Origin of the sequence: Bifidobacterium boum (assembly GCF_000741535.1) — a bacterium.
In the GTDB taxonomy this organism is placed as follows: domain Bacteria; phylum Actinomycetota; class Actinomycetes; order Actinomycetales; family Bifidobacteriaceae; genus Bifidobacterium; species Bifidobacterium boum.
Genome location: NZ_JGYQ01000016.1, coordinates 233,817 through 258,945, shown reverse-complemented (window position 1 = coordinate 258,945; position 25,129 = coordinate 233,817). Strand labels below are relative to the sequence as shown.

The 25,129-nt window shown below is 59.4% G+C and carries 15 protein-coding genes, 1 pseudogene and 1 riboswitch; of the genes and pseudogenes, 11 read left to right on the top strand and 5 right to left on the bottom strand.

Annotated features, from left to right (window positions below; translation table 11 throughout):
* Nucleotides 1-124: 124 nt before the first annotated feature.
* A complete protein-coding gene (gene ettA / locus BBOU_RS06920; protein ID WP_026502322.1) occupies nt 125-1,801 on the bottom strand; it encodes an energy-dependent translational throttle protein EttA in 1,677 nt (558 codons plus the stop codon).
* Nucleotides 1,802-2,280: 479 nt separating this feature from the next.
* Here ettA and BBOU_RS06910 point away from each other — a divergent pair.
* The 4 genes and pseudogenes from BBOU_RS06910 to BBOU_RS06895 all read left to right on the top strand — a co-directional run bounded on the left by BBOU_RS06910 (nt 2,281) and on the right by BBOU_RS06895 (nt 9,601).
* Nucleotides 2,281-2,675: pseudogene (locus BBOU_RS06910) on the top strand (GNAT family N-acetyltransferase).
* 75 nt (nt 2,676-2,750) lie between these two features.
* Nucleotides 2,751-3,617, top strand: coding sequence for a sulfite exporter TauE/SafE family protein (locus tag BBOU_RS06905; RefSeq protein ID WP_026502320.1), 867 nt, complete (start codon nt 2,751-2,753; stop codon nt 3,615-3,617).
* Between the two features lie 155 nt (nt 3,618-3,772).
* Nucleotides 3,773-5,884 (top strand): DEAD/DEAH box helicase, encoded by a 2,112-nt coding sequence (locus BBOU_RS06900; protein WP_033490320.1) that lies wholly within the window; start codon nt 3,773-3,775, stop codon nt 5,882-5,884.
* An 84-nt stretch (nt 5,885-5,968) separates the two neighbouring features.
* The gene (locus tag BBOU_RS06895) at nt 5,969-9,601 is read left to right on the top strand and encodes a DEAD/DEAH box helicase (RefSeq protein WP_026502319.1); all 3,633 of its coding nucleotides are present in this window, start codon (nt 5,969-5,971) and stop codon (nt 9,599-9,601) included.
* A gap of 643 nt (nt 9,602-10,244) precedes the next feature.
* Here BBOU_RS06895 and BBOU_RS06890 read toward each other — a convergent pair.
* Nucleotides 10,245-10,823, bottom strand: a complete 579-nt coding sequence (locus BBOU_RS06890) for a pyridoxamine 5'-phosphate oxidase family protein (RefSeq protein WP_026502318.1) — start codon at nt 10,821-10,823, stop codon at nt 10,245-10,247.
* Between the two features lie 554 nt (nt 10,824-11,377).
* Nucleotides 11,378-11,486: riboswitch (TPP riboswitch) on the top strand.
* Between BBOU_RS06890 and BBOU_RS06885 the strand changes: the two genes are divergently transcribed.
* A complete protein-coding gene (locus BBOU_RS06885; RefSeq protein WP_152595623.1) occupies nt 11,480-12,316 on the top strand; it encodes a TenA family protein in 837 nt (278 codons plus the stop codon). Its footprint overlaps the riboswitch before it by 7 nt.
* Before the next feature lie 352 nt (nt 12,317-12,668).
* On the opposite strand, the gene BBOU_RS06880 is transcribed toward BBOU_RS06885, so the two are convergent.
* The 3 genes from BBOU_RS06880 to BBOU_RS06870 form a co-directional block, all read right to left on the bottom strand.
* Nucleotides 12,669-15,944: a DEAD/DEAH box helicase gene (locus BBOU_RS06880; RefSeq protein ID WP_238552131.1), complete on the bottom strand. Its 3,276-nt coding sequence runs from the start codon at nt 15,942-15,944 to the stop codon at nt 12,669-12,671.
* Complete coding sequence (locus tag BBOU_RS06875; protein WP_268820246.1) at nt 15,941-16,369, bottom strand: (deoxy)nucleoside triphosphate pyrophosphohydrolase; 429 nt, start codon at nt 16,367-16,369, stop codon at nt 15,941-15,943. Before BBOU_RS06875 ends, BBOU_RS06880 begins: the two co-directional genes overlap by 4 nt.
* 184 nt (nt 16,370-16,553) lie before the next feature.
* Nucleotides 16,554-17,615 carry a Gfo/Idh/MocA family protein gene (locus tag BBOU_RS06870; RefSeq protein WP_051616590.1) on the bottom strand — a complete coding sequence of 354 codons (1,062 nt, stop codon included), beginning with the start codon at nt 17,613-17,615 and terminating at the stop codon, nt 16,554-16,556.
* A gap of 457 nt (nt 17,616-18,072) precedes the next feature.
* Between BBOU_RS06870 and BBOU_RS06865 the strand changes: the two genes are divergently transcribed.
* The 6 genes from BBOU_RS06865 to BBOU_RS06840 all read left to right on the top strand — a co-directional run bounded on the left by BBOU_RS06865 (nt 18,073) and on the right by BBOU_RS06840 (nt 25,074).
* Nucleotides 18,073-19,287 (top strand): pyridoxal phosphate-dependent aminotransferase, encoded by a 1,215-nt coding sequence (locus BBOU_RS06865; protein ID WP_081815437.1) that lies wholly within the window; start codon nt 18,073-18,075, stop codon nt 19,285-19,287.
* Nucleotides 19,288-19,378: 91 nt separating this feature from the next.
* Nucleotides 19,379-20,377: a ketopantoate reductase family protein gene (locus tag BBOU_RS06860; protein ID WP_026502313.1), complete on the top strand. Its 999-nt coding sequence runs from the start codon at nt 19,379-19,381 to the stop codon at nt 20,375-20,377.
* 411 nt (nt 20,378-20,788) lie between these two features.
* Nucleotides 20,789-21,661 (top strand): MetQ/NlpA family ABC transporter substrate-binding protein, encoded by an 873-nt coding sequence (locus BBOU_RS06855; protein WP_026502312.1) that lies wholly within the window; start codon nt 20,789-20,791, stop codon nt 21,659-21,661.
* 6 nt (nt 21,662-21,667) lie between these two features.
* Complete coding sequence (locus BBOU_RS06850; RefSeq protein WP_026502311.1) at nt 21,668-22,732, top strand: methionine ABC transporter ATP-binding protein; 1,065 nt, start codon at nt 21,668-21,670, stop codon at nt 22,730-22,732.
* Between the two features lies 1 nt (nt 22,733).
* Entirely contained in the window at nt 22,734-23,393 is a 660-nt protein-coding gene (locus BBOU_RS06845; protein WP_026502310.1) for a methionine ABC transporter permease, read from the top strand.
* Nucleotides 23,394-23,688: 295 nt separating this feature from the next.
* Nucleotides 23,689-25,074 carry a replication-associated recombination protein A gene (locus tag BBOU_RS06840; RefSeq protein ID WP_081815452.1) on the top strand — a complete coding sequence of 462 codons (1,386 nt, stop codon included), beginning with the start codon at nt 23,689-23,691 and terminating at the stop codon, nt 25,072-25,074.
* The last annotated feature ends 55 nt before the right edge of the window (nt 25,075-25,129 follow it).

Genomic DNA, 25,129 nt, shown 5'->3' with positions numbered 1-25,129 from the left:
CGGTGACAGGGTGATGAACTGATACCGGAATACGCGGAAGCCTCCCCGCCCATGATAATCGGCAGGGAGGCTTCCCGATGACTGCACGACGCAGTGATACTGCGGATCCGCAGGTTTGCGAGTACTAGCGGGTCAGCTTGCGGTGCAGGCGATGCGGGCGTGCCGCATCTTCGCCGAGGCGCGCGACCTTGTTCTCCTCATACGCCTGGAAATTGCCTTCGAACCAGTACCAGTGCGCCGGGTTCTCGTCGGTGCCTTCCCACGCGAGGATATGCGTGGCGATGCGGTCGAGGAACCAGCGGTCGTGGGAGATGACCACGGCGCAGCCGGGGAATTCGAGCAGCGCGTTCTCCAGGCTTTCGAGCGTTTCGACATCAAGGTCGTTGGTGGGCTCGTCGAGCAGCAGCAGATTACCGCCCTGCTTGAGCGTCAGCGCCAGATTCAGGCGGTTACGCTCGCCGCCCGAGAGCATGCTCACGAGCTTCTGCTGGTCGGAGCCCTTGAATCCGAAGCTCGCCACATAGGCGCGGGTGGGCACTTCCACGCCGCCGACCTCGATGAAGTCAAGCCCGCCGGAAACCGCTTCCCACAGGTTCTTATTCGGGTCGAGTCCCGCACGGTTCTGGTCGACGTAGGAGATCTTGACGGTGTCGCCGATGGTCAGGCTGCCGGAAGTCAGCGGTTCCAAGCCGACGATTGTCTTGAAGAGGGTGGATTTTCCGACGCCGTTCGGTCCGATGACGCCGACGATGCCGTTGCGTGGCAGCGTGAACGAGAGATCGTCGATGAGCACACGGTCGCCGAACGCCTTGTGGATATGCTCGGCTTCCAGCACCTGCGAGCCCAGACGCGGCCCCGGCGGAATCTGGATTTCGGAGAAGTCCAGCTTCTTGGAGTTGCGTGCCTCCTCTTCCATCTGGTCGTAACGCTCGAGACGCGCCTTGTTCTTGGCCTGACGGGCCTTCGGCGAGGAACGCACCCAGTCGAGTTCGTTCTTCAGACGCTTGGCGAGCTTGGCGTCCTTGGCACCCTGGATTTCCATACGCTTGGCCTTGGTTTCCAAGTACGTGGAGTAGTTGCCCTTGTACGGGTACAGGTGGCCGCGGTCGACCTCGCAGATCCATTCGGCCACGTTGTCCATGAAGTAACGGTCGTGGGTGACGGCGATGACGGCGCCCTTGTACTGATGCAGGAACTGTTCGAGCCACAGGATCGATTCGGCGTCCAAATGGTTGGTGGGCTCGTCGAGCAGCAGCAGGTCAGGAGCTTCGAGCAGCAGACGGCACAGGGCGACACGACGGCGCTCGCCGCCGGAGCACACGCTGACCGGAGTGTCCGGGTCGGGGCACTGCAGTGCGTCCATGGCCTGTTCGAGCTGGGAGTCGAGATCCCAGCCGTTGGCGGCGTCGATTTCGGTTTGCAGTTTGCCCATTTCCTCCATGAGGGCGTCGAAATCGGCATCCGGATTGGCCATTTCTTCGCCAATCTGGTTGAACCGTTCGACTTTCTGGGCGATCGGGCCGAAAGCGAGCTTGATGTTTTCGCCTACGGTTTTGTCTTCGTCCAGCGGCGGATCCTGCTGGAGGATTCCGACCGTGTAGCCGGGGGTGAGGGTCGCCTCGCCGTTCGAAACGGTGTCGAGGCCGGCCATGATGCGCAGCAGCGTGGACTTGCCCATGCCGTTGGGGCCCACCACGCCGATTTTCGCGCCGGGCAGGAAGCTCAGGGTCACGTCGTCGAGGATGACTCGATCGCCGTAGGCCTTGCGCGCCTTGATCATTTGATAGATGAATTCAGCCAAAGTTGTTCCGTTCTCCTGATGTGCGCCGCGTGGACGCATATGGAATGTCATCGGTCACAAATAACCCTTCCATTATGGCGTATGCGGTCTACAGCGGGCAGGGTTGATGAATTTCGGCGAGCCATGTGTCCGACGTATCGCACGGCGGGCGGATACTGCCTGTTTGCGGCAGTCCGGTGGGTATCTGGCCGCGGTGTGACTGGCTGATCGCATGGAACGCGGATATCGCCGCGCCGGCCCGGGCAGGAAAACGGGACGGTATCTGCCCGCCGTGCGACGGTCCGGTCGCATCGCGACGCGATACGGCTCCACGACGGGCATCGCTCGAGCCTGCGCCCGTGCCGGCCATCCATTCGTGGCATCATCGCGCGCGTTCATTATGTGGACACAAATATGGACACCCCGATTTCGTCATCATACTATCAATCGCACGATACTTCAGTCATATCAATGCATCGACAGAAAGAAAGAGGAGCGCCATGGACATCATCTATACCGACGAGAAACGATTCACCGAACAGCAGGTGGAGCATCTGTTCCTGTCCGTTGGGTGTCCGGCAAATATCCCGATCGGCTGTATCGGGTCTTGATGGGCTCATCAACCGTGTTCACCGCGTGGGACGGCGACCGTTTGGTCGGACTGATGAGAGTGCTCGACGATTCCGCCATGATGGCGTACATGCATTATGTTCTGGTCGATCCCGCATACCAAGGGCACGGCATCGCCGGTCACATGGTCGAGATGGTCAAGGAACGCTACAGGGTCTTCTATATTGAAGTGATGCCGGAAGAAAGCAAGAACGCCGCGTTCTATGAGAAGCATGGGTTCACGGTGATGCCGGACGGTGTTGCGATGCAGATTTGCAATGGCTGATTGACGTGAAAGGGCGGGCGGCGATATGCGCATGATTGGTATCGTCACGGGCGCCCAAAGAGGCAGGGAGACACGATGATTGCAGGATATTCCATACTGACGTTGCTGTTGGTGGTGCTCGCCGGCGTGGGCGCAGGATTCGTCGGATACGCTGTGGGGGCGTCGTCGCTTATTTCCTATCCGGCATTGTTGGCATTGGGCGTACCGCCGGTCATCGCGAACGCGTCGAACACGGTCGGTGTACTGGGCACAGGATTCGGCGGCGTACTCGGCGCGCGCAAGGAGCTCAAGGGGCAGAGCCTCCGCGCGACGATATATGTGATCATCGGCGTGGTCGGTGGCATACTCGGCGCATTGCTGTTGCTTAATCTCAATCCGAAAGTCTTCGAAAATGTCGTCCCGCCGCTGATCGCGCTCAGCAGTGCGGCCATCGCCCTTAATCCCCGCGGTCGTGCCGAAGCCAAACAAGCCGCAGCGGACGCCCAGGCGCAAGCAGCCCGACTGGGACTCGATGAAATGGCCGATACTGCAGGGAATCGCCATTCCCATCCACTGATACGCACACAGACCGAACCATTGTCCGAAGACCCATGGTGGGTGTGGGTCGGCGTGTGCTGCTGCGCGATATACAGCGGGTATTTCGGCGCAGGAGCGGGCACGCTGGTTCTCGCCGTGCTCGATGCGGCCGGCATCGGTCCCTTCCATCAAGTCAACGCGCTGAAAACCCTGATCGGATGGGGTGCGAATATGAGCGCCTCTGTGGTGTTCATCATGCGCGGCGTCGTCGATTGGCCGCTGGCGATCGCCATGTGTCTCGGATGCTTCGCCGGCAGCTATATTGCCCCGGCAGTCACAAGGAAAATCCCCGCACGCATCATGCGCGGGGCGGCTGTGATCGCCGGTGTGATTTTGACCGTCGATCTGGCCGTCAAAACATACTGACTGTCACTTGCACCGCATGCCGATACCGAGCCGCTGCGTCGATCCACGCGCCGCGCGTCGAATTCGACACCTCGCGATAAACTGAAGTGTCTGAATAACGCCGCTGGAGTGCGGCTGGGCCGCTCCCGCGGCCGACTTACGATCGAAAGAACACAGTGACTGATTCCAAATCCTCTCAGCATGCCCATAAGCACGACGGCAAGCGGCATAGCGATTCCTTCAAACATCACGGCAAGGGCGGGCATAAGGGCGGTAAACGCTTCGAACGCCGTGGCGACAAGATCTCCTCCTTCAAGAACCAGAACATCGAAGAAGAACTCCACGAAAGCAAATATGTCGCCGCAGCTGAAGCCGCGGCTGCTGATTCCGCGGCGCACCGCGACGAACCGCCGCGCACTTTCGCCGAACTCGGGGTTCCACATGAGCTGGTCGACGTGCTCGCGCGTGACGGCAAAACCACGGCATTCCCCATCCAAGCGGACACTCTGCCCGACTCCCTCGCCGGACGCGATATTCTCGGCCGCGGCCAAACCGGTTCCGGCAAGACTCTCGCCTTCTCCATCCCGCTGGTGGCGCAGCTCGCCCAAACCAGCGAATCCGATGATGCGATCCGCGACTTCCATGCACTGAAAAACAGCGACGACAAGGACGCACGCAAGAAAGCCATGCTGCCGCATCCGCGCGCACTCATCCTCGCCCCGACGCGAGAACTGGTCAACCAGATCGATGAGGTCGTCCGCCCACTGGCCGAAGTGTACGGCATGCGCACCGTCACCATTTACGGCGGCGTACGGCAAGGCCGTCAGGTTGACGGGCTGCGTCGAGGCGCCCAGATCATCGTCGCCTGCCCGGGCCGTCTCGAGGACCTGCTCAACCAGAAGCTGCTCACCCTTGAATCCGTACGCGTCGCGGTGCTGGACGAAGCCGATGAAATGGCCGACATGGGCTTCCTGCCGTCCGTCGAGAAACTCCTCGCACAAGTCGCCCCGGACGGTCAGCGCATGCTGTTCTCCGCGACCCTCGACCACGGTGTCGACAAGCTCGTCGACGAATTCCTGCACGAGCCGAAAGTCCACGCGGTCGACGCCGCCGACGCCCAAGTCGATACCCTCACCCAACACGTCTTCAAAGTCACCAAGGACAACAAGCCCGACGTGATCCGTGCGCTCGCCAGCGGCAAGGACAAGCGCATCATCTTCACCCGCACGAAATACCAGGCCAAGGAGCTTGCTGAAAAGCTTATCAAACATGGCATTCCCGCGGTTGATTTGCAAGGCAACCTGTCGCAAAAGCAGCGCGATCATCATCTTGCCGCCTTCGAACGTGGTTTCGTCCGTGTGCTGGTCGCTACGGATGTCGCCGCGCGAGGCATCGATGTCAGCGATGTCGCTTTGGTGATCCAGACCGAACCGCCCGCTGACCCGAAGTCGTTCCTGCACCGTTCCGGCCGTACCGCGCGTGCGGGCGAGCATGGTGATGTGGTGACGCTCGTGCTGCCGAACCAGCGCCGGTCCTCGCACCGCCTGTTCCGCAACGCGGGCATTGACGCGAAACCGGTCGCGGTCACACCGGATTCCCCGGAACTGCTTGAACTTGTCGGTGAGGTCGCGCCCGTCGTAGAAGGCTGGGATTTGGGCAAGGTCGACTTCGGCGACAAGCACGGCAAGAAGAAGGACGGTGGTCGCAAGCGTAAGGATCGTAAGGACCGTAAAGGGCGCCGTGACCATGCCGATCGCCACGAGCACAAGGGCAAGGGCGGCAAGGCTGATGCTTCCCGCGAAGCATTCGACCGCTTCGACCAGCCGCAATCCGTGGATTTCGCTGCGTCCGATGATTTCACAGCATTCAAGGATGCCAAGCGTCACGGGCATAAGGATGCCAAAGGCCATAAGCACGGCAAGAAGCGTTCCGACCGTGATTTCGACCGTCAGGACCGCTTTGACCGCGGTGAACGCACCTTCGACCGCACTGACCGTTTCGATCGTGCACAACGCTTCGATCGCTCCGGCCGTGAAGATGACATGCCGCAACGCCACACCGGACGCCGTATCTCCTCGTACGATGAGGGACCACACAACCGCAAGCAGCGTCGTGACCGCGAGTTCGGCCACCGTGCGAACGGGTTCAAGAAAGGCGGGCATCATCGCCACGATGAGGTTCGGTTCGTCACCACTTCCGGTAAGAAAGCGAAGGCCTCAAAGAAAACCAAGGCGGGGAAAAAGGCGAAATCAGGCCATAAGCATGCTGGTGGCAAGAAGCGTCGCTGAGTGATGGACGGGCGGGAACGCGCAATCGTGCTCCCGCCCGTCTTGCGTTACGATGGGATACGTGCGTGATGAAGGATGGTGGTTATGGACTGGCATGCGTCGGTATATGGGGGACGAGGCAATGGCGGGTATCACAGCTACCGGGATTATGAGGAGGATTCCGGAGCATCATACGGGGCACACAACGAAGTCGTACCGGAAAGCAAGCTGAAGCGGCGGGGCGGCGCTGCGTATTTCCGCGCGTTTGACGTGCTTTCCAGCAACAGGATGCGCGATTTCACCTGCACATACACAGATGATGGCGAAACATTGCACGCAACCGTGCACAGTACTGAGAATTTCCTGAGCGATTACGACGTCAGCACCCATATCGACGAGAATCGTTCGGATTTCAACGATTCCTCATGCACATGCCCGGCGTTCGGCAGATTCGGTGGCATGTGCAAACACGTGCTCGCCCTCATCATGGCGTACAACGAGGACCCGTCATCATTCACGGTGAACGGGGATGAAAGCCAGCAAAGCTTGCGTCGCCGTCGCAGTACATCGCCGATGCTGGAACGCTTCATGTTCGACGAGGATAGACGGCAAGCCGACCAGGCAAAAAACCGGCAGCTTGACCTGCTCAAACAAGTCAGCGCCGCAGAACAAAATGGCGGCGTACCGACCGCAGTGCAAGGAAGCCGCCACCTGCCCATCGGCAGCGTGCATCTGGAACTCGCGTTCGCGAAAAACTTGTCGTCCGGCTGCACGATTCGACTCAAACTCGCGGTCCCGTCACTCAAACTCAGTTACGTGGTCAAAAGCATTCCCGGTCTGCTCCGTGTCGTGCGCGATCAGGAATACTACCAGTACGGGCAAAAACTCGCGTTCGTCCACACGCGCGACACGTTCGACGAGCAGTCACGCAAGATGCTTGACATTCTTGACCGCGCCGCACAAGTCCGGGAAAGCCTGGGCGACGCCATGTACTATTCAAGCATCCGTCAAACGTCAGGCGAAGGGTATCTTCTTGCCGACGATGAGATGGCGGAACTGCTTGACCTGTTTGTTGAAGGAAAAGAAACCGTCGGATTCGCGCGATACGGGCAGCCGTTCGTCAACGCACGCGATATGCGCGTAGTGGACGGGGACCCTGATTTCGGTTTGCGTATCACTTCGGAACCTGATGGCGGGTACACCATTACGCACACGGCGCATGTATTGGCGATGATTGATGGTCACCCGCGCTCCTACGCGATCGTCGGCTCCACCATGGCGCCGAGCCATGACTGGATACCGGTCGCTACTGACGGACTGCCGATGATTTTCCGTTGCTCACGCGAGTTTGCCAGCCGTGAGCAGCTTGCGCTCGCCTTGTGCGGGGAGGACCGTGAAACCGAACAGTATGTGAGCCCACGCGACGTGACCACGTTCAGCCGTACTGTACTCCCGCAGCTGACCGTCGGGGCCGTCGACGGGGTGCCGGTCAGTGAGCCGGATGATGCAAGTGCTGCTGGCGATAGCGCTGCCGTTGCGGCAACGGGTGAATCAGCAGAACCGGCACAACAGCATGAGCACAAGCTTTTGCATGGCCTGATCGCCGATATCCCCGCCACGCTCCTAGCCACCATTCAACAGCCATGCACAATCGAACTGTATTTTGACCGTGACCGCGATGGGATTACGTGCGATGCGCAAGCCCGATACGGTGAGAAGCGTTTCCACATTTTCAACGGCAACGGGCGGCACGACGGCGTCGCACGGGACACTGCGACCGAACGGCTTGCCGTCGAAGCGCTCCTGCATTACTTCCCGCGGCCGGACGGTCCGGTCGCCCGGCTTCCCGAGGATGACGACAAGGCGATATACCGGTTGCTGACCGAAGGGCTGCCTGTACTGCGTGGCCTGGGAACCGTGTTCTCCACTCCGGCGTTCGACGGATTGACCTCCATGCCGTCGCCAACCATCAAAATCGGGCTGTCCATGCGTTCGGATTTGGTTGAAATCTCGCCGATCGCCGACGAAGTCGACCCGAGCGAAGTGCCGTTGCTGTTGCAAAGCTACCATCAGCGCAAGCGGTTCCATCGGTTGCGTGACGGCCGGTTCGTTGACCTCGCAGCCATGGACACCAGTGAAATCGACACTGTCGCCGGCGATCTGGGGATCGACAAGGATGCGTTCGACGATGGTGCCGTTGACGTGCCCGCATTCCAGGCTTTCTACCTTGACGGACAGGCCGACGATGAAGACAAGGATGACGGTTTTCACCAGTATGTCGAGAACCTTAAGGTCATCGACCCGAACCGCTACCAAGTGCCTGACAGCCTCAAACCCATACTCCGACCGTATCAGGCAGAAGGATTCCGTTGGTTGAACGCGGTGTGCGACAAAGGATTCGGCGGAATCCTGGCTGACGAAATGGGTTTGGGCAAAACCGTGCAAATGCTCGCACTGCTGCTCAGCAGGCTGGATGAAACGCGTGAAACCGGCCCGAACCTGATCGTCTGCCCGGCATCGTTGGTATACAACTGGGCTGCGGAAGCGGAAAAATTCACGCCCGAACTGCATGTCGCCACGCTTGCCGGCAGTAAGGACGAGCGTGAGGCGATCCTGTCCAGCGCCCGTGACTACGACTTGCTCATCACGTCGTACGATCTGCTGCGTCGTGACCTTGACGAGTACCGGGACATCCAGTTCACATGCGTGGCGCTTGATGAAGCGCAGTACGTGAAGAACCATGCGACCAAATCCTCGCAGGCTGTGCGCGCGCTCAAAGCCAAGCACCGTTTCGCGTTGACCGGCACGCCGATCGAAAACCGGTTGTCTGAGTTGTGGAGCATTTTTGATTTTCTCATGCCGGGCATGCTCGGCAGTTACCGGCATTTCCGTTCACGCTTTGAAATGCCGATTCTCAGCGGCGATGACATCGTGCAACGGCGGTTGCAAGTGTTCGTCGGACCGTTCATCCTGCGGCGTCTGAAGAAAGACGTGCTGGGTGACTTGCCGGACAAGATTGAGAACGTCATCACCGTCCAGCTGGAGGGCGAACAGCGCAAACTGTACGCTGCGATGGAACAACGGTTGCGCGCTTCCATCAACAAAGATAAGGACTTCGACTTCGGGCAGCGCAAGATTGAGGTGCTTGCCCAGCTGACCCGGCTGCGGCAGATTTGTTGCGACCCGCGGTTGGTGTACGAGAATGCGGGGAAGAAATCCGCCAAGCTTGATGCGATTGAGGAGCTTGTGGAATCCTGCCGTGATGCGGGACGCAAGATGCTGATTTTCTCGCAGTTCACCAGCTACCTGCATCTGATCGGTAAGCGGTTGCGCAAGGATGACATTGATTACGATGTGATCACCGGCGGAACCCCGAAGAAGAAGCGGCTTGAGCTGGTCAACCAGTTCAACAATGACGACACCCCGGTGTTTCTTATTTCGCTCAAGGCCGGCAATACGGGACTGAACCTGACGGGTGCCTGCGTGGTGGTGCACGCCGACCCGTGGTGGAACGCAGCTGCGCAGAACCAGGCGACCGACCGTGCCCATCGCATCGGGCAGACGCAGGATGTGAACGTGTACCAGATTGTGGCCAAGGATACAATCGAGGAGCGCATCCTTAACCTGCAGCATACGAAGTCCGATCTTGCGGCGAAATTTGTGGACGATGCGTCGACGACCGGTGGAAGCGCCATCAGCCGGCTTACTAAGGATGATCTGCTCGCGTTGCTCGGGTGAATCGCTGCGCTGATTGTGTGCTCAGCTTGTTGCGAGCGTATCTGCGGGTTGCTGTGGGGTCCGCGTTCCGGCATCCGGCGGATACGCTTGTATCTGCCGGTTCCTGTGCCGCGGATTGTTCGGGAACTTGCGGTTGTGGCGGCTTCTGGCACAGACTGTTGGAATTGGCCGGCCGTCTGCGGGTTCTTGAGTGGTCCGGGTTCCGGTGTGTGGGGAATGGGTGTGTTTTTGGGGGGTTCCTGTGCTGCGGGGTGTGCGGGGACTGGTGGTTGCGTCGGCTTCTGGTGCGGGTTGTGGGGGTTGATTGGGTATCTGTGGGTTCCTGTGTGGGCTGGGTGTCGGCGTCCGGGAGATGGGTGCGTTTCTGTCGGGGCCTGTGTTGTGGGGTATGCGGGGACCTGCGGTTGTGTTGGTATCTTGGGCGACTTGGCTGGATTGACGGCGTATCTGCGTGTGGTTGCGTAGGTTGGGGCGCGGCGTCCGGCCGATGCGCCTTCATCTGCCGGACGCTGGAATCGCGCCGATGCGGGAGTTTGTTGTTACACGACTATCTCACGCAAGATTCCCGAGACGGCAGTGTATTCGCGCACAGTCGGCCCGAGTGGATGTTCAGCAGCCGCCAGTTGCAGCCACCTGCCGAACATCACTTGCCGCCGTGTGGGCGCGGGACGGTGTGGATTTTGCCGGTAAAACTGGTGGATACGATTTGCCAGACCGTGACGCTCATCATCTGCTGTGCGGTGAACGGCACGTGATCCATGCCCGCTTGCTTGCTCATCAGGGCTTGCATGGCTGTGATTTTCTCATCCAGATTCGTTATCACCGATGCCGTGCCCGTACCGACAATCGAACGGAAGGACGCCGACCAGTTGCATGGTGTGCGGCCTTCGTGCACCTGATGGTCGCAGTCAAGTTCAAAGGCGACTGGAAGCGCGTTGCCGGCTGCACTGATGGCGTCGATCTTGCGCCCCTCATGCGCCGAATGCAGGAAAATCCGCAGCTCGCCGAAATCCGGCGGCAGCGGTATCCCGTCCTCCGACAGGCTGACCGGAAGGTCGTTTTCGGGGTGTGCGAATCGCTCGAGAGTGAATCGGTATCCGAAGTTCATCGGTACGATGGTCAGGCCTTCGGCGTCCTGGTAGGCGACGCGCACGACCTCGCACGAGTCGAGAATATCCTTGATTTGCTGTGGGGAGCGTACTTCGCGATCGGCTCGGCGCATCGGACGATGCACTCCGGGGGTCGTCGAGGCGTGCACATGTGGCGCGCGGCGCAAAGAGCCAGATGGCGGTAATGGCGTCTTGAGTGGGGCGGGCGCGGCATCCTGCGGTGTTGGCGTGTGTTGTTGCGGTTGAAGAGCGGAATCGGTCATGGAATCCTCACAGTATGGTGATGCGGTGGCATACGAGCGGCATTCGGTACGGGACGCGCATCCAGGCGGTTGTTACAGTGCAGTATAGAACGTAGGGCACCTCGCGACGTGATATGCCGCAATGATTGAACGCCGCAGAGCATGAGGCTGGTTCTCGTTTTCAATGGTTCTCGATGCGCTGGTATCGGATGGTGCGGCGTCCGACGGAATCCGGCGGAATAGTGAACATTGCGCGGGATGACGGCAATCGTGCTGGCAGACGGGCATAGTGATGCTGACCGGGGATATGCCGCAGGGGCGCACGATGGTGCATGACGGGCGAATTCCGGAACGCAGGGGCGGCTCAACTCGATGATAGGGGCGGAACTCGTGCGTGTATGTCCCGGTGCCTGAGGTAGGGTGGCTGGGCAACCTAGGGGAGCTGCGGCGGGTCCGCGGCTGAGAGTGCGCAAGGCGCAGACCCTGTGAACCTGTCCGGGCAATACCGGCGAAGGAAAGGAATGACCATGACGGCGTCATCTGCTCAATCGAATCATGGTTCTCGAACGGCAATCGTGCCGAACATTGCTCAAACCGGTCAATCCGGCAAGTCCGGCGCATCCGCGGAATCCACTGAAACGAGGGAACCGGCAGCCAAGCACGTTCCGCTCGCTCCGGCGAGCAACAGCGGTGATTACGCGTTTCTCGGGGCGACCCCCGGCAGTGTGGCGGACCGGTTTTATCTGGCTGCGGCCGAAGACTGGAATGCGGCGATCAATTCGCGTTTCGTCAATGAACTGCTTGACGATACGCTGCCTGACAGCGTGCTGATCAGCTATCTGATTCAGGATTTCACGTTCTTCACGCAGCCGACGCTGGAACGCCTGACCGCGCAGGCGCCGACGCAGGAAATCCGCGACATGCTCAACCGGCAGGCCGAGTTCTTCGCTGACCAGGAGAAACCGTATTTTCTGCGGTTCCTCGAGGAATATGGGGTTGATGAGCGCCAGCAGGCGAGCGTGCCGCAAACCCCGGCGAACCGTGAGTATTGTGCGTATCTTGACCGGATTGCCGCGACCGGCAGTTTCGCCCAGCTGCTGTGCCTGATGTGTGCGATGGAATGGCTGTATCTGGCGTGGGCCAAGCGCACGGTGGATGCGGGCGTTGTGCAGCAGGTGCCGGCGCATCGCGGTTGGGTGGAATTGCACGAGGGTGAGCTGTTCCGCCGCTGGGTGGGCAATCTCATCGAGCTTGTGAACCGGTACGCGAGCGTCGACGGCCCGGAAGCCGCCGTATTCCCCGAGGTCGCCCGACTCGAACGCGCGTTCTTCGAGGATTCATATGTGTATGGGGTGGGGGAGTGACGTTTCGCTTGCCGTGTGGAGACGCATGTTGAGTGTTTCAGGACTTGCGAGATAGCGGACAACTGGGCGTACCATCCGACAACGCTGTTCCAAGGTCGGTATCTTGTGTATCTGAGGTATCGCAAACGTGCATCTCGGCTATCTGTAGTACCTGCCGGGACATATCTTCATTATGAGGGTTCATCGTTGCCTGAATCGTAAGTATGGACTGTGGAATTCCAACAGTTCCAACTCTGATATCAGATAACGATGAACCCGCGTAAGTGAGATGACTTCTGACATGTACTACAGATAACCCGGATACGGGTACGAGCTTCAACTTGAGCTTGGCTTCAAACCCGAGACATCGCCGTTACCCAACTTGCTCGTCGGTGAGGTGTCGCAGCAGATCCGGCGGCACGGGGTGGATCAGGTGCAGGTTGGAAACCACTACGCGCTGCTGGATTTCTTCGCCGTCCTTGTTCACGCCTCGATTGGTTTCCTCGTGTGAATCCTCGATCGACGCGGCGCGGCCGACATAATAGTACGTCGTCTCCTTCGTTTCGACTTTCCTTCGGATGAACACCGGCACGAAATGCGACTCCTGCCAGGGTTTGTCGTTGGTCTCGCGGATCCACTGGAATTCGGGCGATTGCGCAGAACGATTGTTCTTGCTGAACCACTCAATGTTCTGATCATCGACGAACCGATCCTGATATTGGCTGGATTCGTACTTGATGAAGATCGGCATGGTACCGGTGTGCTCGTCATAACGGTAACCGCCCACGTTCTGCGGTATTTGCTCGTCAGTCCAGCCGCACATCCGCATTACGTCGAACAGTGAATACTTTTCGCTGACGATGAACCCGTGGTCGAGCACGGCAGACAACGGGAGACCCTGCTTACTGGCGGTGCCATGGGCCTCCTGGTAACGCTGGAAGCACAGAGTCAGTCCTGCCTGCACGGTATCCACGAAGAACCTGCGGAATGTCGCATTTCCTTGCAGCGAGGTGCGTAATGGATCGGACAGGCGCACTCGGTCATCTTCCAACCGTTCAATCATTGGCGTGCCGCCGAAACGACTCCGGTTCGCGTTGTTGAAATATGAATAGTCGAGCACGCGCAACGCCGACTCGCATTGCATTGCATCGCTATTGCAAGCAGGGAACAGCTCAGAGACTAGGCGCTGCAACGCTGGAGTGTCCAAGACGTCCATAGGGTCGATCCGTGCAGGGGTATTGGTATGGGCATCGAGGGTTTCACGTAAGGCGAATGGAAGATCAATCCCCGCGAGCAACGCCAATGCCACCAGCTCGTGCGGCCGTAGACCACGCAACTGCGTATCGGTCAGCATGGTCAGCATACCGTCTTCGGCCGAGGACGTCGCATCGAGCTGGAATCGCATATCGGCATCGTCGTTCTTTGCATTGAGACTACGCTCGCGTGAACGGACGAAAGCCAGATAGTTCTTCGATTTGCTGGCCATGGTGTACACGAGTGATGTGTCGCGTGCTGCGATGTCCATGAGCATCGGGATCCGGTTGAGTTCGCGGCGCAGTTCCCGATATTGTTCGCTGAGTTTTCTCATGTCGGACAGGTCGGCATGATCGATCGCATCAAGCACACGCTTGCGGGCGATAGGGTCGAAACTGATCGAACATAAGCCTGGTGCTTGGTTGCCTAGGTTCTTGCGTACGCGGTCGCGGTCGCCGCTATTGCCGTATAGGGCGATCGGGATGAGATAGTTGTTGGCGTAATTGCCGATGAAATCCACAACGACGACTGATGATTTTCCAGGGTATTTGCGTAGGCCTCGGCCGAGCTGCTGAGTGAACACGATGCTGGACTGTGTTTGCCGTAGCATCACGATCTGGTTGGTAGCAGGAATATCGATGCCTTCATTGAATAGATCAACGGTGAAAATGTAATCAAGTTCGCCGTGTTGCAACGCTTGCTCCACCTGCTCGCGCTCTTTCGGCTTGCTGGCTCCTGTCAGACATGCGGTGCGGTAGGGGTGTTCCGCTTGTTCATTGATGAAGTGGGTGAATTTCTCTGCGAGGATCTGGGCTTCTTCGACCCGGCTGCAGAATACGATGCCTTTAACTGGTTCCCCTGCCTGCCCATACACGCGTAGCTTGTCGACGATGTAGCTGACGCGATCATCAGCAGTCAATTCGTTGACCCACTTGCGTAGTGCCGCTCGATCCTTGTCGTTCGTGTGTCCCATACTCACACCGGTGTCGGGCAGTCCTTCCGCAGTCTCGGTGATGAACTCGCTAACACCGTAATAGTGGAATGGGCAGAGCATGTCCTCTTCAAGCGCCCGCTGGAGACGGATCTCATAGGCGATGTTGTTGCCGAACAGGTCGAAGATGTTCCCGCTGTCGTTGCGTTCCGGGGTCGCGGTCATGCCGAGCAGGAATTTCGGTGTGAAATGGTCGATGATGCGCTTGTACGTTTCGGCTGCGGCATGGTGAGCCTCATCGATGAGAATGTAGTCGAACGCATCCGTGGGGAAGGAATCTAACACTGACGACTGTGCCATGGTTTGCACTGTTGAGAAAACGTATTGTCGATCAGCGCCGCGTTTATCGTTTCCCGTGTACAGGCCGAGCTTGTCTGCTGAACACCCCAGCACAAGGCGGTAAGAATCCATCGCTTTGGTAAGGATTTCCTGGCGATGCACCAAGTATAGCATCCGCTTGGGATGGCATTGCTTCACATCGAACGCGGACAAATACGTTTTTCCGGTACCGGTCGCAGAAATCACGATGGCACGAGTCTCACCCTGCGCTCGCAGACGGCGAAGATTCGCCAGCGCTTCTCGCTGCATTGTGTTCGGCTCTATAGGCTTATCGGTCTGCTGATTGTCGAATTGTGTAGGATCTGGTCCTGACGATCTGCGTGAAGGTGAAAGCAGTGGGGCATGGCGCTTGAATTCTTCCTCGTACGTTTCGATCCATGCGTCATCAAGTGGAACGGATTGTTCTCGTTGCAGCTTGATCTCTTGCTCAAGTTCCTGTGCGAATCGACCGTTATGCAGAGAAGGGACGCGCAGATTCCACTCGCGGTTGTTTCTCAAGGCGTTCTCGGTCAGGTTCGAGCTGCCGATATATACCGTGTACGCGTCCTGCCCATTGATGGTGTGGCGGAATACGTAGCCTTTGGGATGGTAGTTGTTGCGCGAAGGATCAGAATCCGGATGGCCGTTGGCGTCAGGCCGTTCCCATACACGTACATCGATGTCTGTTGTCTGTTGAAGCTGATGTAATTCCCGGAACGCTTGCGGCGAATTGAAATAGTTGTAGGTCGAGGTGATGATACTGCCGGCGTGGGCATGATTGTGATCGTGGAAATTCAGGAAATGCTGTTTGAGCGTCTGGATCACCGATTGTGTGACGAAAGCGACGGACATGGAGAAGCCGTTGCTGTTGTCCAGCTCATGGATCAGCGCGTCCTCCATGGTCCTGCCGCCTTGGTTGGCGATCAGCTGAGGAACATATCGTTCGTCTGCGCGGGTGTCCGCGACGATGAACCCCGAACGCAGTGATCCGGCGATAAGCCGTTGCGTGGTATCGGCGATAATGCTGGAGTCTGCGGGCTCAGTTGAGAAACGACCGGACATGTTCGGCATTGGCGTGGTGGTCATGATTGCCGGGCCTCCGGGGAATCGTAGTCTGCGCCGACGGTGGACGGGATGCCGCTCAACAATCCGACGGCTTCCCTGTCGGCCGGAGCCCAGTCAAGCTCGTGGAGATGATCGGGAAACAGCCATCGAACCTCTTGGTGCTCAGTCAGATACGGCTCACCTTGTGTCAAATGGCATAGGAATGTCGTCAATTCGATAGTGCCGAAATCATACGTGTACTGAGTTGTGCATAGCTTGCGTCCGACTGTGATCTCACAGCGCAATTCTTCTTCAATCTCGCGTTCAAGCGCTTGCTGTGGTGTCTCATGTATTTCGATTTTGCCGCCGGGGAACTCCCAGTATCCGGCCAAGGATTTGCCGCTGCCACGTTGCGCACACAAGATAGTGCCGCCACGCATGATTGCAGCACCGACGACCCGGATCAAGCGGCTTGACGTCTCCGATCGTGATGGTTGCGGTGCCGCATGCGGCGTTGATGATTCATTGTGCTCCACGCTGCGCTCCCTCCCATGATGATCACAGTCAGGGCCCAGGATACAACGGCAAACGATCAGACGGTGTGCGTGTCGTCATGTGTGCTGGTATCGATCGGCATCGCACACACCCACCTCACTCACACGGGTACCGCAGCCCCCAGCGCTCGCGGATGTGGTCGAGCAGGCGCATCATCCGCAGGGTGTCGGCGTGCGGCATGTCCGGGCATTCGGTTTGTCCGGCGGCGATTGCGCTGGCGCAGGCGGCGACCTCGTACTCGTAGCCGGTCAGCTGCGCGGGTACGGGGATGCTGCGAGTCAGCGCGTGATCCTTGCCGTACACGTCGATGCGTTCCACGTTGTTCACGTTGCGGCACATGAGGTAGCCGTCTGTTCCCCAGATCGCCCCATCGCGGTCGGACACGGCCAGCAGCGAGCAGGTGCTTACCGCCATCACGCCGTCATCGTAGAACAATGTCGTCGTGCTTTGCGCGTCCACGCCGGTCTTGTACGGAATCATTGCGGTTTCCATGCGGGCGATGTCGCGTCTACTGCCGCCGCCGATCGCCATATCGATGAAATTCAACGGATACACGCCGACATCAAGCAACGCACCGCCGGCGAGCTTCGGGTCGATGATCCGCTGCTTGTGTGTGGTCGGATAACTCAGATTCGCGCTGATCGCGCACACGTCACCGATGGTGCCGTCCTCGACCAGCTGGCGAATCATCGCGCGCGACGGCATGTACCGTGTCCAAATCGCCTCGGCGCACAGTTTTCCGGTCTGCTGGGAGACTTCGATCACGCGTTGCGCCTGTCCGGCGTTCACTGTGAACGCCTTCTCAACCAGCACATGCTTGCCGGCTTCCATGCACGCAATCGCCTGTTCGGCGTGCAACGAATGCGGGGTCGCGATGTACACCAAGTCGACTTCCGGGTCGTCCAGCATCTGCGCGTATGACCCGTACGCCACGGGGATGCCGTACTGCGCGGCGAATTCGTCCGCGCGTTTCTGGTCGCGCGAGGCGATGGCGTACGGTTTGGCATACGCCCGATACGTCTCGTTCCGGGCCATGAGATTGAGCGTGGTCGCCATTTTCTGTGCGATACGCCCGGCGCCAAGGATCGCCACGTTGATTGGTCGTTGCGGCAGTTGGTATGGTGCCGTCGCTGTGCTTTCGCAAGTGCTGTCTGTCATGGATGCTCCTATGGTCTAGTCGTTTCATCAACACTACGAGCTACGCCTGAACGTACGATGATACGGCGTGGCTGCTGCGACTGTCGGGACCCGCCGGATCATTTGCCGGGTTGCGTGTGCGGGGCATACAGTGCGGCGGCGTTTTCGACTGGAGTCTGCCCATCATGACGGAGCGCGACACGCCATCCGGGTGTGGTTTTGTGAGGATTGGCTCACACAACAACTGGTCACCGCTACGGGCGTAAGCCGCGTCGGCAGGTCAATCGTGTGTCCCGCGAGCCCCCGCCGCCCGGCTTCGGTCGGGGCATCTGATAGTGCGGCATAGATAACGGCGATAGCCTGCAAGGCGTTTCCGCTGCGCAATCGTGATTGCATACCATACAGCACAAGACGGCGCAAGACAGTAGGCGGCAGCAACCGGAATCCCCGGTAACGGTCGCGTGAAAGGAGCGGACGAATGACACAGGCAGCAACGGCAAGTACCATAACAACACAGGACATCACTGCGAATATCGCCGATCGGGTGCGCGGCATCCCGGCGAATCCGTTCGCTGCGGCCAACGCTCGGGTCGCCCGCTACAAGGCCGCCGGGCATGACATCATCGACTTGAGCCAAGGCAATCCCGACGGCCAGCCCCCGCAATTCATGATTGACGCCATCGCCCAGGCCGCCCAAGATTCCGCTGATTTCAAATACCCGTCGTTCAACGGCAAGCCAGCGTTCCTCAAAGCGGCTGCCGGATGGTATCAACGCGAATTCGGCGTGACGCTCGACCCGTCCACCCAGCTGCTGGCGACTGCCGGCGCGTCCGTCGGCATCAGCGCTGTCATCCAGACATTGGTCAACGCCGGTGATTTGGTGGCGCTGGTCGGCCCGTACTATCCCCAGTACGAGGGCTCGACCGCTGTCGTGCAAGGCCGGGTATACACGATTCCTACGAGCCCGGAACGCGGCTTCCTGCCTGATCTTGACGCCGTCCCCGATGACATCTGGGATGAGGCGAAACTGCTCATCCTCAACTATCCGAACAATCCGACCGGGGCGGTAGCCACCCGTGAACTGTTCGAAACAGCCGTGCGCATCGGCAAGGAACATCATGTCGTCATCGTCAACGATTTCGCCTACGCCGGTATCGGCTACGACGAGCAACCGCCGATCAGCCTGCTGAGCACCCCGGGCGCCCTTGACGTGTCACTGGAATTGTGCTCGCTGTCGAAAATGTACATGATCGCGGGTTGGCGCGGCGGCTTCGTGGCCGGCAACGCCCAGCTCATGGCGGCTGTCAAATCCGTGCATGCACAAACCAGCCTGCTCGTGTCTTCGATTGTGCAGGACGCGGGCGCGGCGGGGCTGAACAGCGACCAGTCCACGGTCCGTGTGCTCGCCGACCGGTACCACCACCGGTATCTCGCCTTGCGTAACGGCCTGGCAGAAGCCGGTTTGCATTTGGCGGATTCGCACGGCGGCCTGTTCGCCTGGCTGCCGGTTCCCGGCGGCGACGACCAGGCTTTCGCGCAATGGCTGATTGACAAGGCGGGCGTGGCGGTGATCGCCGGCTCCGATTTCGGCCCGACCGGCGCCGGATACGTACGCTTCAGCCTGCTTATGCCGCAGGAAACGCTTGCCGCTGCAGCCCGTCGCATCCGGGACGCACGCGGCGACGCCTGGTGAGCGGCATCCATCCGTACGTGTACACACGGTACGCCCGCACATCTCATCAACGAACAATATGGCCAACCAGCACACAACAGTAAGGAAACCAATGAAATACGCAGTGATCGGAACCGGCGGCATGGGTACGCAGTACGGCGTGCTGCTCCAGGAATTCGCCGGCAAGGATGTCGACTTCATCGACACATGGCGTCCGAACGTCGAGAAAATCCATGAACAGGGCGGCGTGTACTGTTCGCAGGATGAGAAGGACCGTCACCTCGTGCCCATCAACGTCTACTACCCGGAGGAGTATCACGGTGACCCGGACGTGTGGATCGTGTTCGTCAAGCAGATGCAGCTCGACGGGGTGCTCAAACGGTGCGCCCACCTGTTCAACGACCGTCAGTACGTGTTCTCCGCGATGAACGGGTACGGGCATTTCGAAAAACTCGCCGAATACTTCCCCAAGGACCATATCATCGGCGGAACCGCACTGATCGGGGCGGTCGTCTACGGTCCCGGCGATGTGAACTTCACCGGCGGCGCCCACGCGAAAGCGATGAACATGTGCTGCTATGACGAAACGCAAACCGCGGTCAGCCCCGCCGAGCAGCAGATATTCGACGATTTCAAGGCCGCGACACTCAACCCCACCATCGTGGACAACTTCCTGGGCATGTGCATGGCGAAAATCGTGTTCAACTCGGTGCTCAACACCCTGTGCACCATGTTCCTCATCCGTTTCGGCGAATTCGAAGGCTCCGACGTGGCCAAACGCATGACCGAAGAGCTTGTGGACGAAGCATACAGCGCGGCCGAACACGCGGGCATCACCCTGTTGGGGACCCGCGAGTCGGAAGTCAAGACGATTCTGCACACCGCCGGCGTGGCCCATCCGCTGCACTTCCCGTCCATGTACCAGGACCTGACCAAGGGCAGGCCGACCGAGGTCGACTACATCAACGGCTACATCGCGCGTATCGGACGCGAGCATGGGTATGTGTGCAAGCTGCACGAGTTTGTCACCGACGAGTTGCATCTGGCGGAACGCGCGTTCGCCATCCACCATCCCGATGTCATCGCCGCCGAGGAGGCGAGCCTGAAGTAACCTGCATATCGTCGGCCATGCTGATATTGCCATGCTGATATTGCCGACAACCTGACCATCCAAACCCACGGTGCGGCCGGACACCCCGGCCGCACCGCTGTATTTCCAACACATCGCCAACCAATCGCATGCACGGCGGCATCCATGTCGATAACGGCATCAAAGCAGAATCGATAACAGGCAAAGAAACACTGAAAACCGCGGAATATCAAGGATTTTGATGTTTTGGTGTCCGCCATGGCAAGCGTCATAATCACAGCTGATAGCCACGCCGGCGCATCCCGCCCAACACGGCCGTACATTACAACCAACGCCGCTGAACCAGCCAGAAGAAGCCACCGGCCCCAGATTGCGGCGAAACCAAACAACCAAACAGTCCGGGCACTGTCCGGGCGAGCCAAGGAGAGAGCAATGTCAGTACGCACCGTGTGGAACACCAGTAGGAAACTCATCGCAGCAACGGCCGCCGGCATCATGCTGGCCGCCGGTCTCGGCGCCTGCGGCTCAAGCAACGCCTCGACCGCCAGCCTCGACTCCACCAAAGGCAAGACCACGAAGATCGTTGTCGGCGTGTGCCCCGGCCCGTACGGTGACATGGTCAAGAAGGTGTTCGCCCCGCTGCTCAAGGACGACGGGTACGAGCTGACCACCAAGGAATTCACCGACTACGTGCAGCCCAACAAGGCGCTCGCCTCCGGCAGCATCCAGGCGAACCTGTTCCAGCACGGCAACTATTTGAAGAAGTTCACTGCCGACAATCACCTTGACCTCACCTCGCTCGGCCAGACCCCGACCCTCGGCCTGGGCATCTACTCCAACAAGTACAAGAAGATCAGCGAGATTCCGGACGGCGCCACCGTCGCCATCGCCAACGACGCCAGCAACCTCGCCCGTTCCCTCGGCGTGCTCGAACAGAACAAGCTCGTCACCTTGAACGGTGACGTCGACGCGACCAAAGCGACCATCGACGACGTGAAGAGCAACCCGAAGAACCTCAAATTCAAGACCCTCGACGCCGCCCAGCTCGTGCGCTCCCTCGACAATGTCGACTTCGCGCTCGTTCCCGGCAACTACTCGTGGGCCGCGAACCTCAAGCCGTCCAGCGCGCTCGCCCTCGAAAAGCAAACCAGCGGCGTGATGGAGGTCTTCGTCGTGCGCACCAAGGACAAGAACAGCGACTTCGCCAAGAAAGTCAAGGCGCTGCTCACCAGCCAGGAGTACAAGGACGCCATCGCCAAGAGCGAGTTCAAGGACTTCGGCAAGCCGGCAAGCTGGAAAGAGTGAGGCCCCGTGAACATCATCGAACTGCAAGACGTCCACGTCACCTTCCACGAACGGCATAAAACCGTAGAAGCGGTCCGTGGTGTCAGTCTCAAGATCGAACAAGGCGAGATATTCGGCATCGTCGGATTCTCCGGAGCCGGCAAAAGCACACTCGTACGCACCATCAACCTGCTCGAACGGCCCACCCAGGGCCGCGTGCTCATCGACGGCAAGGACATCACCGCGGCAACCGGCGACGAACTGCGCAAACTGCGCCGCAACATCGGGTTCGTCTTCCAAAGCTTCAACCTGATCGACAACATCACCGTCGGCGCGAATATCGCATTCGCGTTGAAAGCCGGCGGCGTCGACAAAGCCGCATGGCATGATCGGACCGTCGAACTGCTCAAACTCGTCGGGCTTGACAGCAAAATCGACAGCTACCCTTCCAGCCTGTCCGGCGGGCAGAAGCAGCGTGTCGCCATCGCACGGGCGCTCGCCAACAACCCGCAGATCCTGCTGTGCGATGAGGCGACCAGCGCGCTTGATCTGGAAACCACTGAGGAGATTCTCGCGCTGCTCAAACGCATCAACGCCGAAATCGGTATCACCATCGTGTTCATCACCCACCAGCTTGATGTCGCCAAGCAGATCTTCGACCATGTGGCCGTAATGGAGGATGGACAGATCGTCGAGCAGGGGGAGACTTTCGACGTGTTCAGCGCGCCGAAACACCCGACCACCAAATCCCTGGTCGACCGGTATCTCGGAATCGCTATCCCGCCGCAACTGGTGCCTTCGCTGCCTGCGGGCACGATTGTGGAACTGCGCTACCGCGGTGACGGGGCGTTGGAGCCCCTGATTTCCGATGTCACCCGCCAGTATGGTGTCAGCATCAACGTGCTGCACGGCGATGTCGAATATTTCGGCCCCAAGCCGATCGGCACGCTTATCGTGCTGGTCGACGGGCCGGCCGAGACGCTCGCCGCGGCATTGAACACGCTGAAAACGCACGTGTACAGCTATCGCGAGCTTGATCGCAAGCAGCTCGCCCAGCCGGCGCGTGGCGACGGACAACAAGGGGAGGAGTGACATGGATTCCACATGGCAGATTCTGCAGGAGCATTTGCCGCAGGCGCTTATCGACACGGCGTACATGGTGGTGGTTTCCGCTGTGGTCGGCGTGGTGCTCGGCTCGCTGGTCGGCCTGCTGCTGTATTTGACCGAAAACCGGCTGTTCCACCCCAATCATGTGCTCAACAGTGTGGTCGGTTTCATTGTGAACGCGATCCGCTCGCTGCCGTTCCTGATCCTGCTGGTCGTACTCATCCCGGTGGTCCAAGCCTTGATCGGCGACCCGTACACGCCGACCGGCGGCGCGATTGCGCTGTCGGTATCCGCGGTCCCGTATTTCGCGCGTATCAGTGAAAGCGCGTTCTCCGAAGTCGATGACGGCATCATCGAAGCGTGCCTGTCCACGGGGGCGACCACGCGGCAGGTGCTGACCGGTGCGGTGCTGCCGCAGGCTCGCCCGAGTTTCGTGCGCGGCGTGGTCCTCATGATCATCTCGCTGATCGGCGCTTCTGCCATGGTCGGCACCATCGGTGCGGGCGGTATCGGAGACATGGCCATCCAGTACGGCTACAATCGCTACGAAACCGGTGTGCTGCTGGTCATCGTGGTCATCCTGATCGTGCTGGTGCAAATCATCCAGTGGATCGGCGACCGTCGTGCCCGTCATTTGACGCATTGAACGCCAGTACGCAGGGTATGCGCCCCGCGTACGCCAATCAACATGCCCATCGTGTGTATCCGCTCGCACGATGGGCATGCGTATACGCTCTGAACTTGCCGACAATCATAAAGTAGAACGTTCTACGTGCCAATCCGTGGCGATACCGCATGTTTTCATGCCGGATGCGCATTACAATGACGTAAGGTTCGGAAAAACCACAACGGTCACGCATGGCAAGCGGATGATACTGATGTCACCGCTGGTCATGACGGCACAGCAGCCACGGCCGGAAGAGCACAAGTCGGGAGAGACTATGAGCATAGAAGCGCGGTATGCGGGCGACGCGGCGAATACGTCCGGGGAGTCGGAGCAAAACGTTATCCTCAAGCCGCTGGCGGATCGCATGCGTCCGAAAAACCTTGATGATGTCATCGGCCAGGATGAAGTGTTGGAACCGAGTTCGCCACTACGGATCATGGCACAAATGCCGGGAGCTTCACAAGTGGTCGTTCCCGGTGCCGCCCTGCTGTACGGCCCTCCTGGAACCGGTAAAACCACGATTGCGCATCTGGTGGCCTCGCAATCGCACCGGCGTATGATCGAACTGTCCGCCGTCGACTCCCAAGTCGATGAGCTGCGTAGCGCCCTGTCCGCGGCGGAACGTCTCAAGCGCCGCGGTGAGGAAACCGTCCTGTTCATCGACGAAATCCACCGGTATTCACGCGAAGAACAGGATATGCTGCTGCCGGCGGTGGAAAAGCGGCTGGTCACGTTCATCGCAGCGACTACGGAAGCGCCGTCAAGCACACTCGCGCCGGCACTGCTGAGCCGTTGCATTATCGTGCATCTGCACCAGTTGGGCATCAACGGCTTGGAGCAGATCATTGACCGTGCTGTCGCCTCACCGGACGGTCTCGACGGCAGAATCAGCCTGGAACCCGACGCGCGCAAACTGATCATCTTGAGCAGCGGCGGCGACGCCCGACATGCGTTGACCACGTTGGAAGCCGCGGCGTCACGCGCGTCGCATCGTGCCCAAGATGAGGGAACGGACGCGCTGTTGACCTCCGACGACGTGCGCACCGTAGTCGACAACCTGCCGTCATGCAGCGTCGAAGACCATTACGATATGGCCAGTGCGCTGGTCAAATCGATGCGCGGTTCCGACGTGGACGCCTCAATCTATTGGGCGACCCGCATGCTCGAAGCGGGAGAAGACCCGCAGTTCATCGCCCGTCGCGTCATCGTGTGTGCGGCGGAGGATGTCGGTATGGCACAGCCTCAAGCTTTGCAAACCGCCGTATCGGCGGCGCAGGCTGTGGCGCTTGTCGGCATGCCGGATGCTCGCGTTCCCCTGCTTGAAGCGGTTATCGCCGTTGCCATCGCCCCGAAATCTGATGCGGTACTCCAAGCCGCGCTTGCCGCCAAAGCCGATATCGCCGGCGGCAAACTCGGTATTGTGCCGATGCATTTGCGCAGCACCAAAGGCTTCGGCGACAGCAGTACCAGCGCGAGCACGGATACGGGGTATCGCAATCCGCATGATTTCGGCGGATTCGTGCGCCAACAGTACCTGCCGTACGGTATTGAGGATGCACAGTATTACCATCCCAAGCATTCCGGTATGGAAACGAAAATCGCCCCGTGGCTGGAACAGTATCGTGAAGCCAGCCAGAGCGGGCAGACGACAGCGGACTGAAACTCGCCCGGGCGGGTCGGAGCCGGTGCTGCGCGGCCGGCCCGCCCGGCGTGCG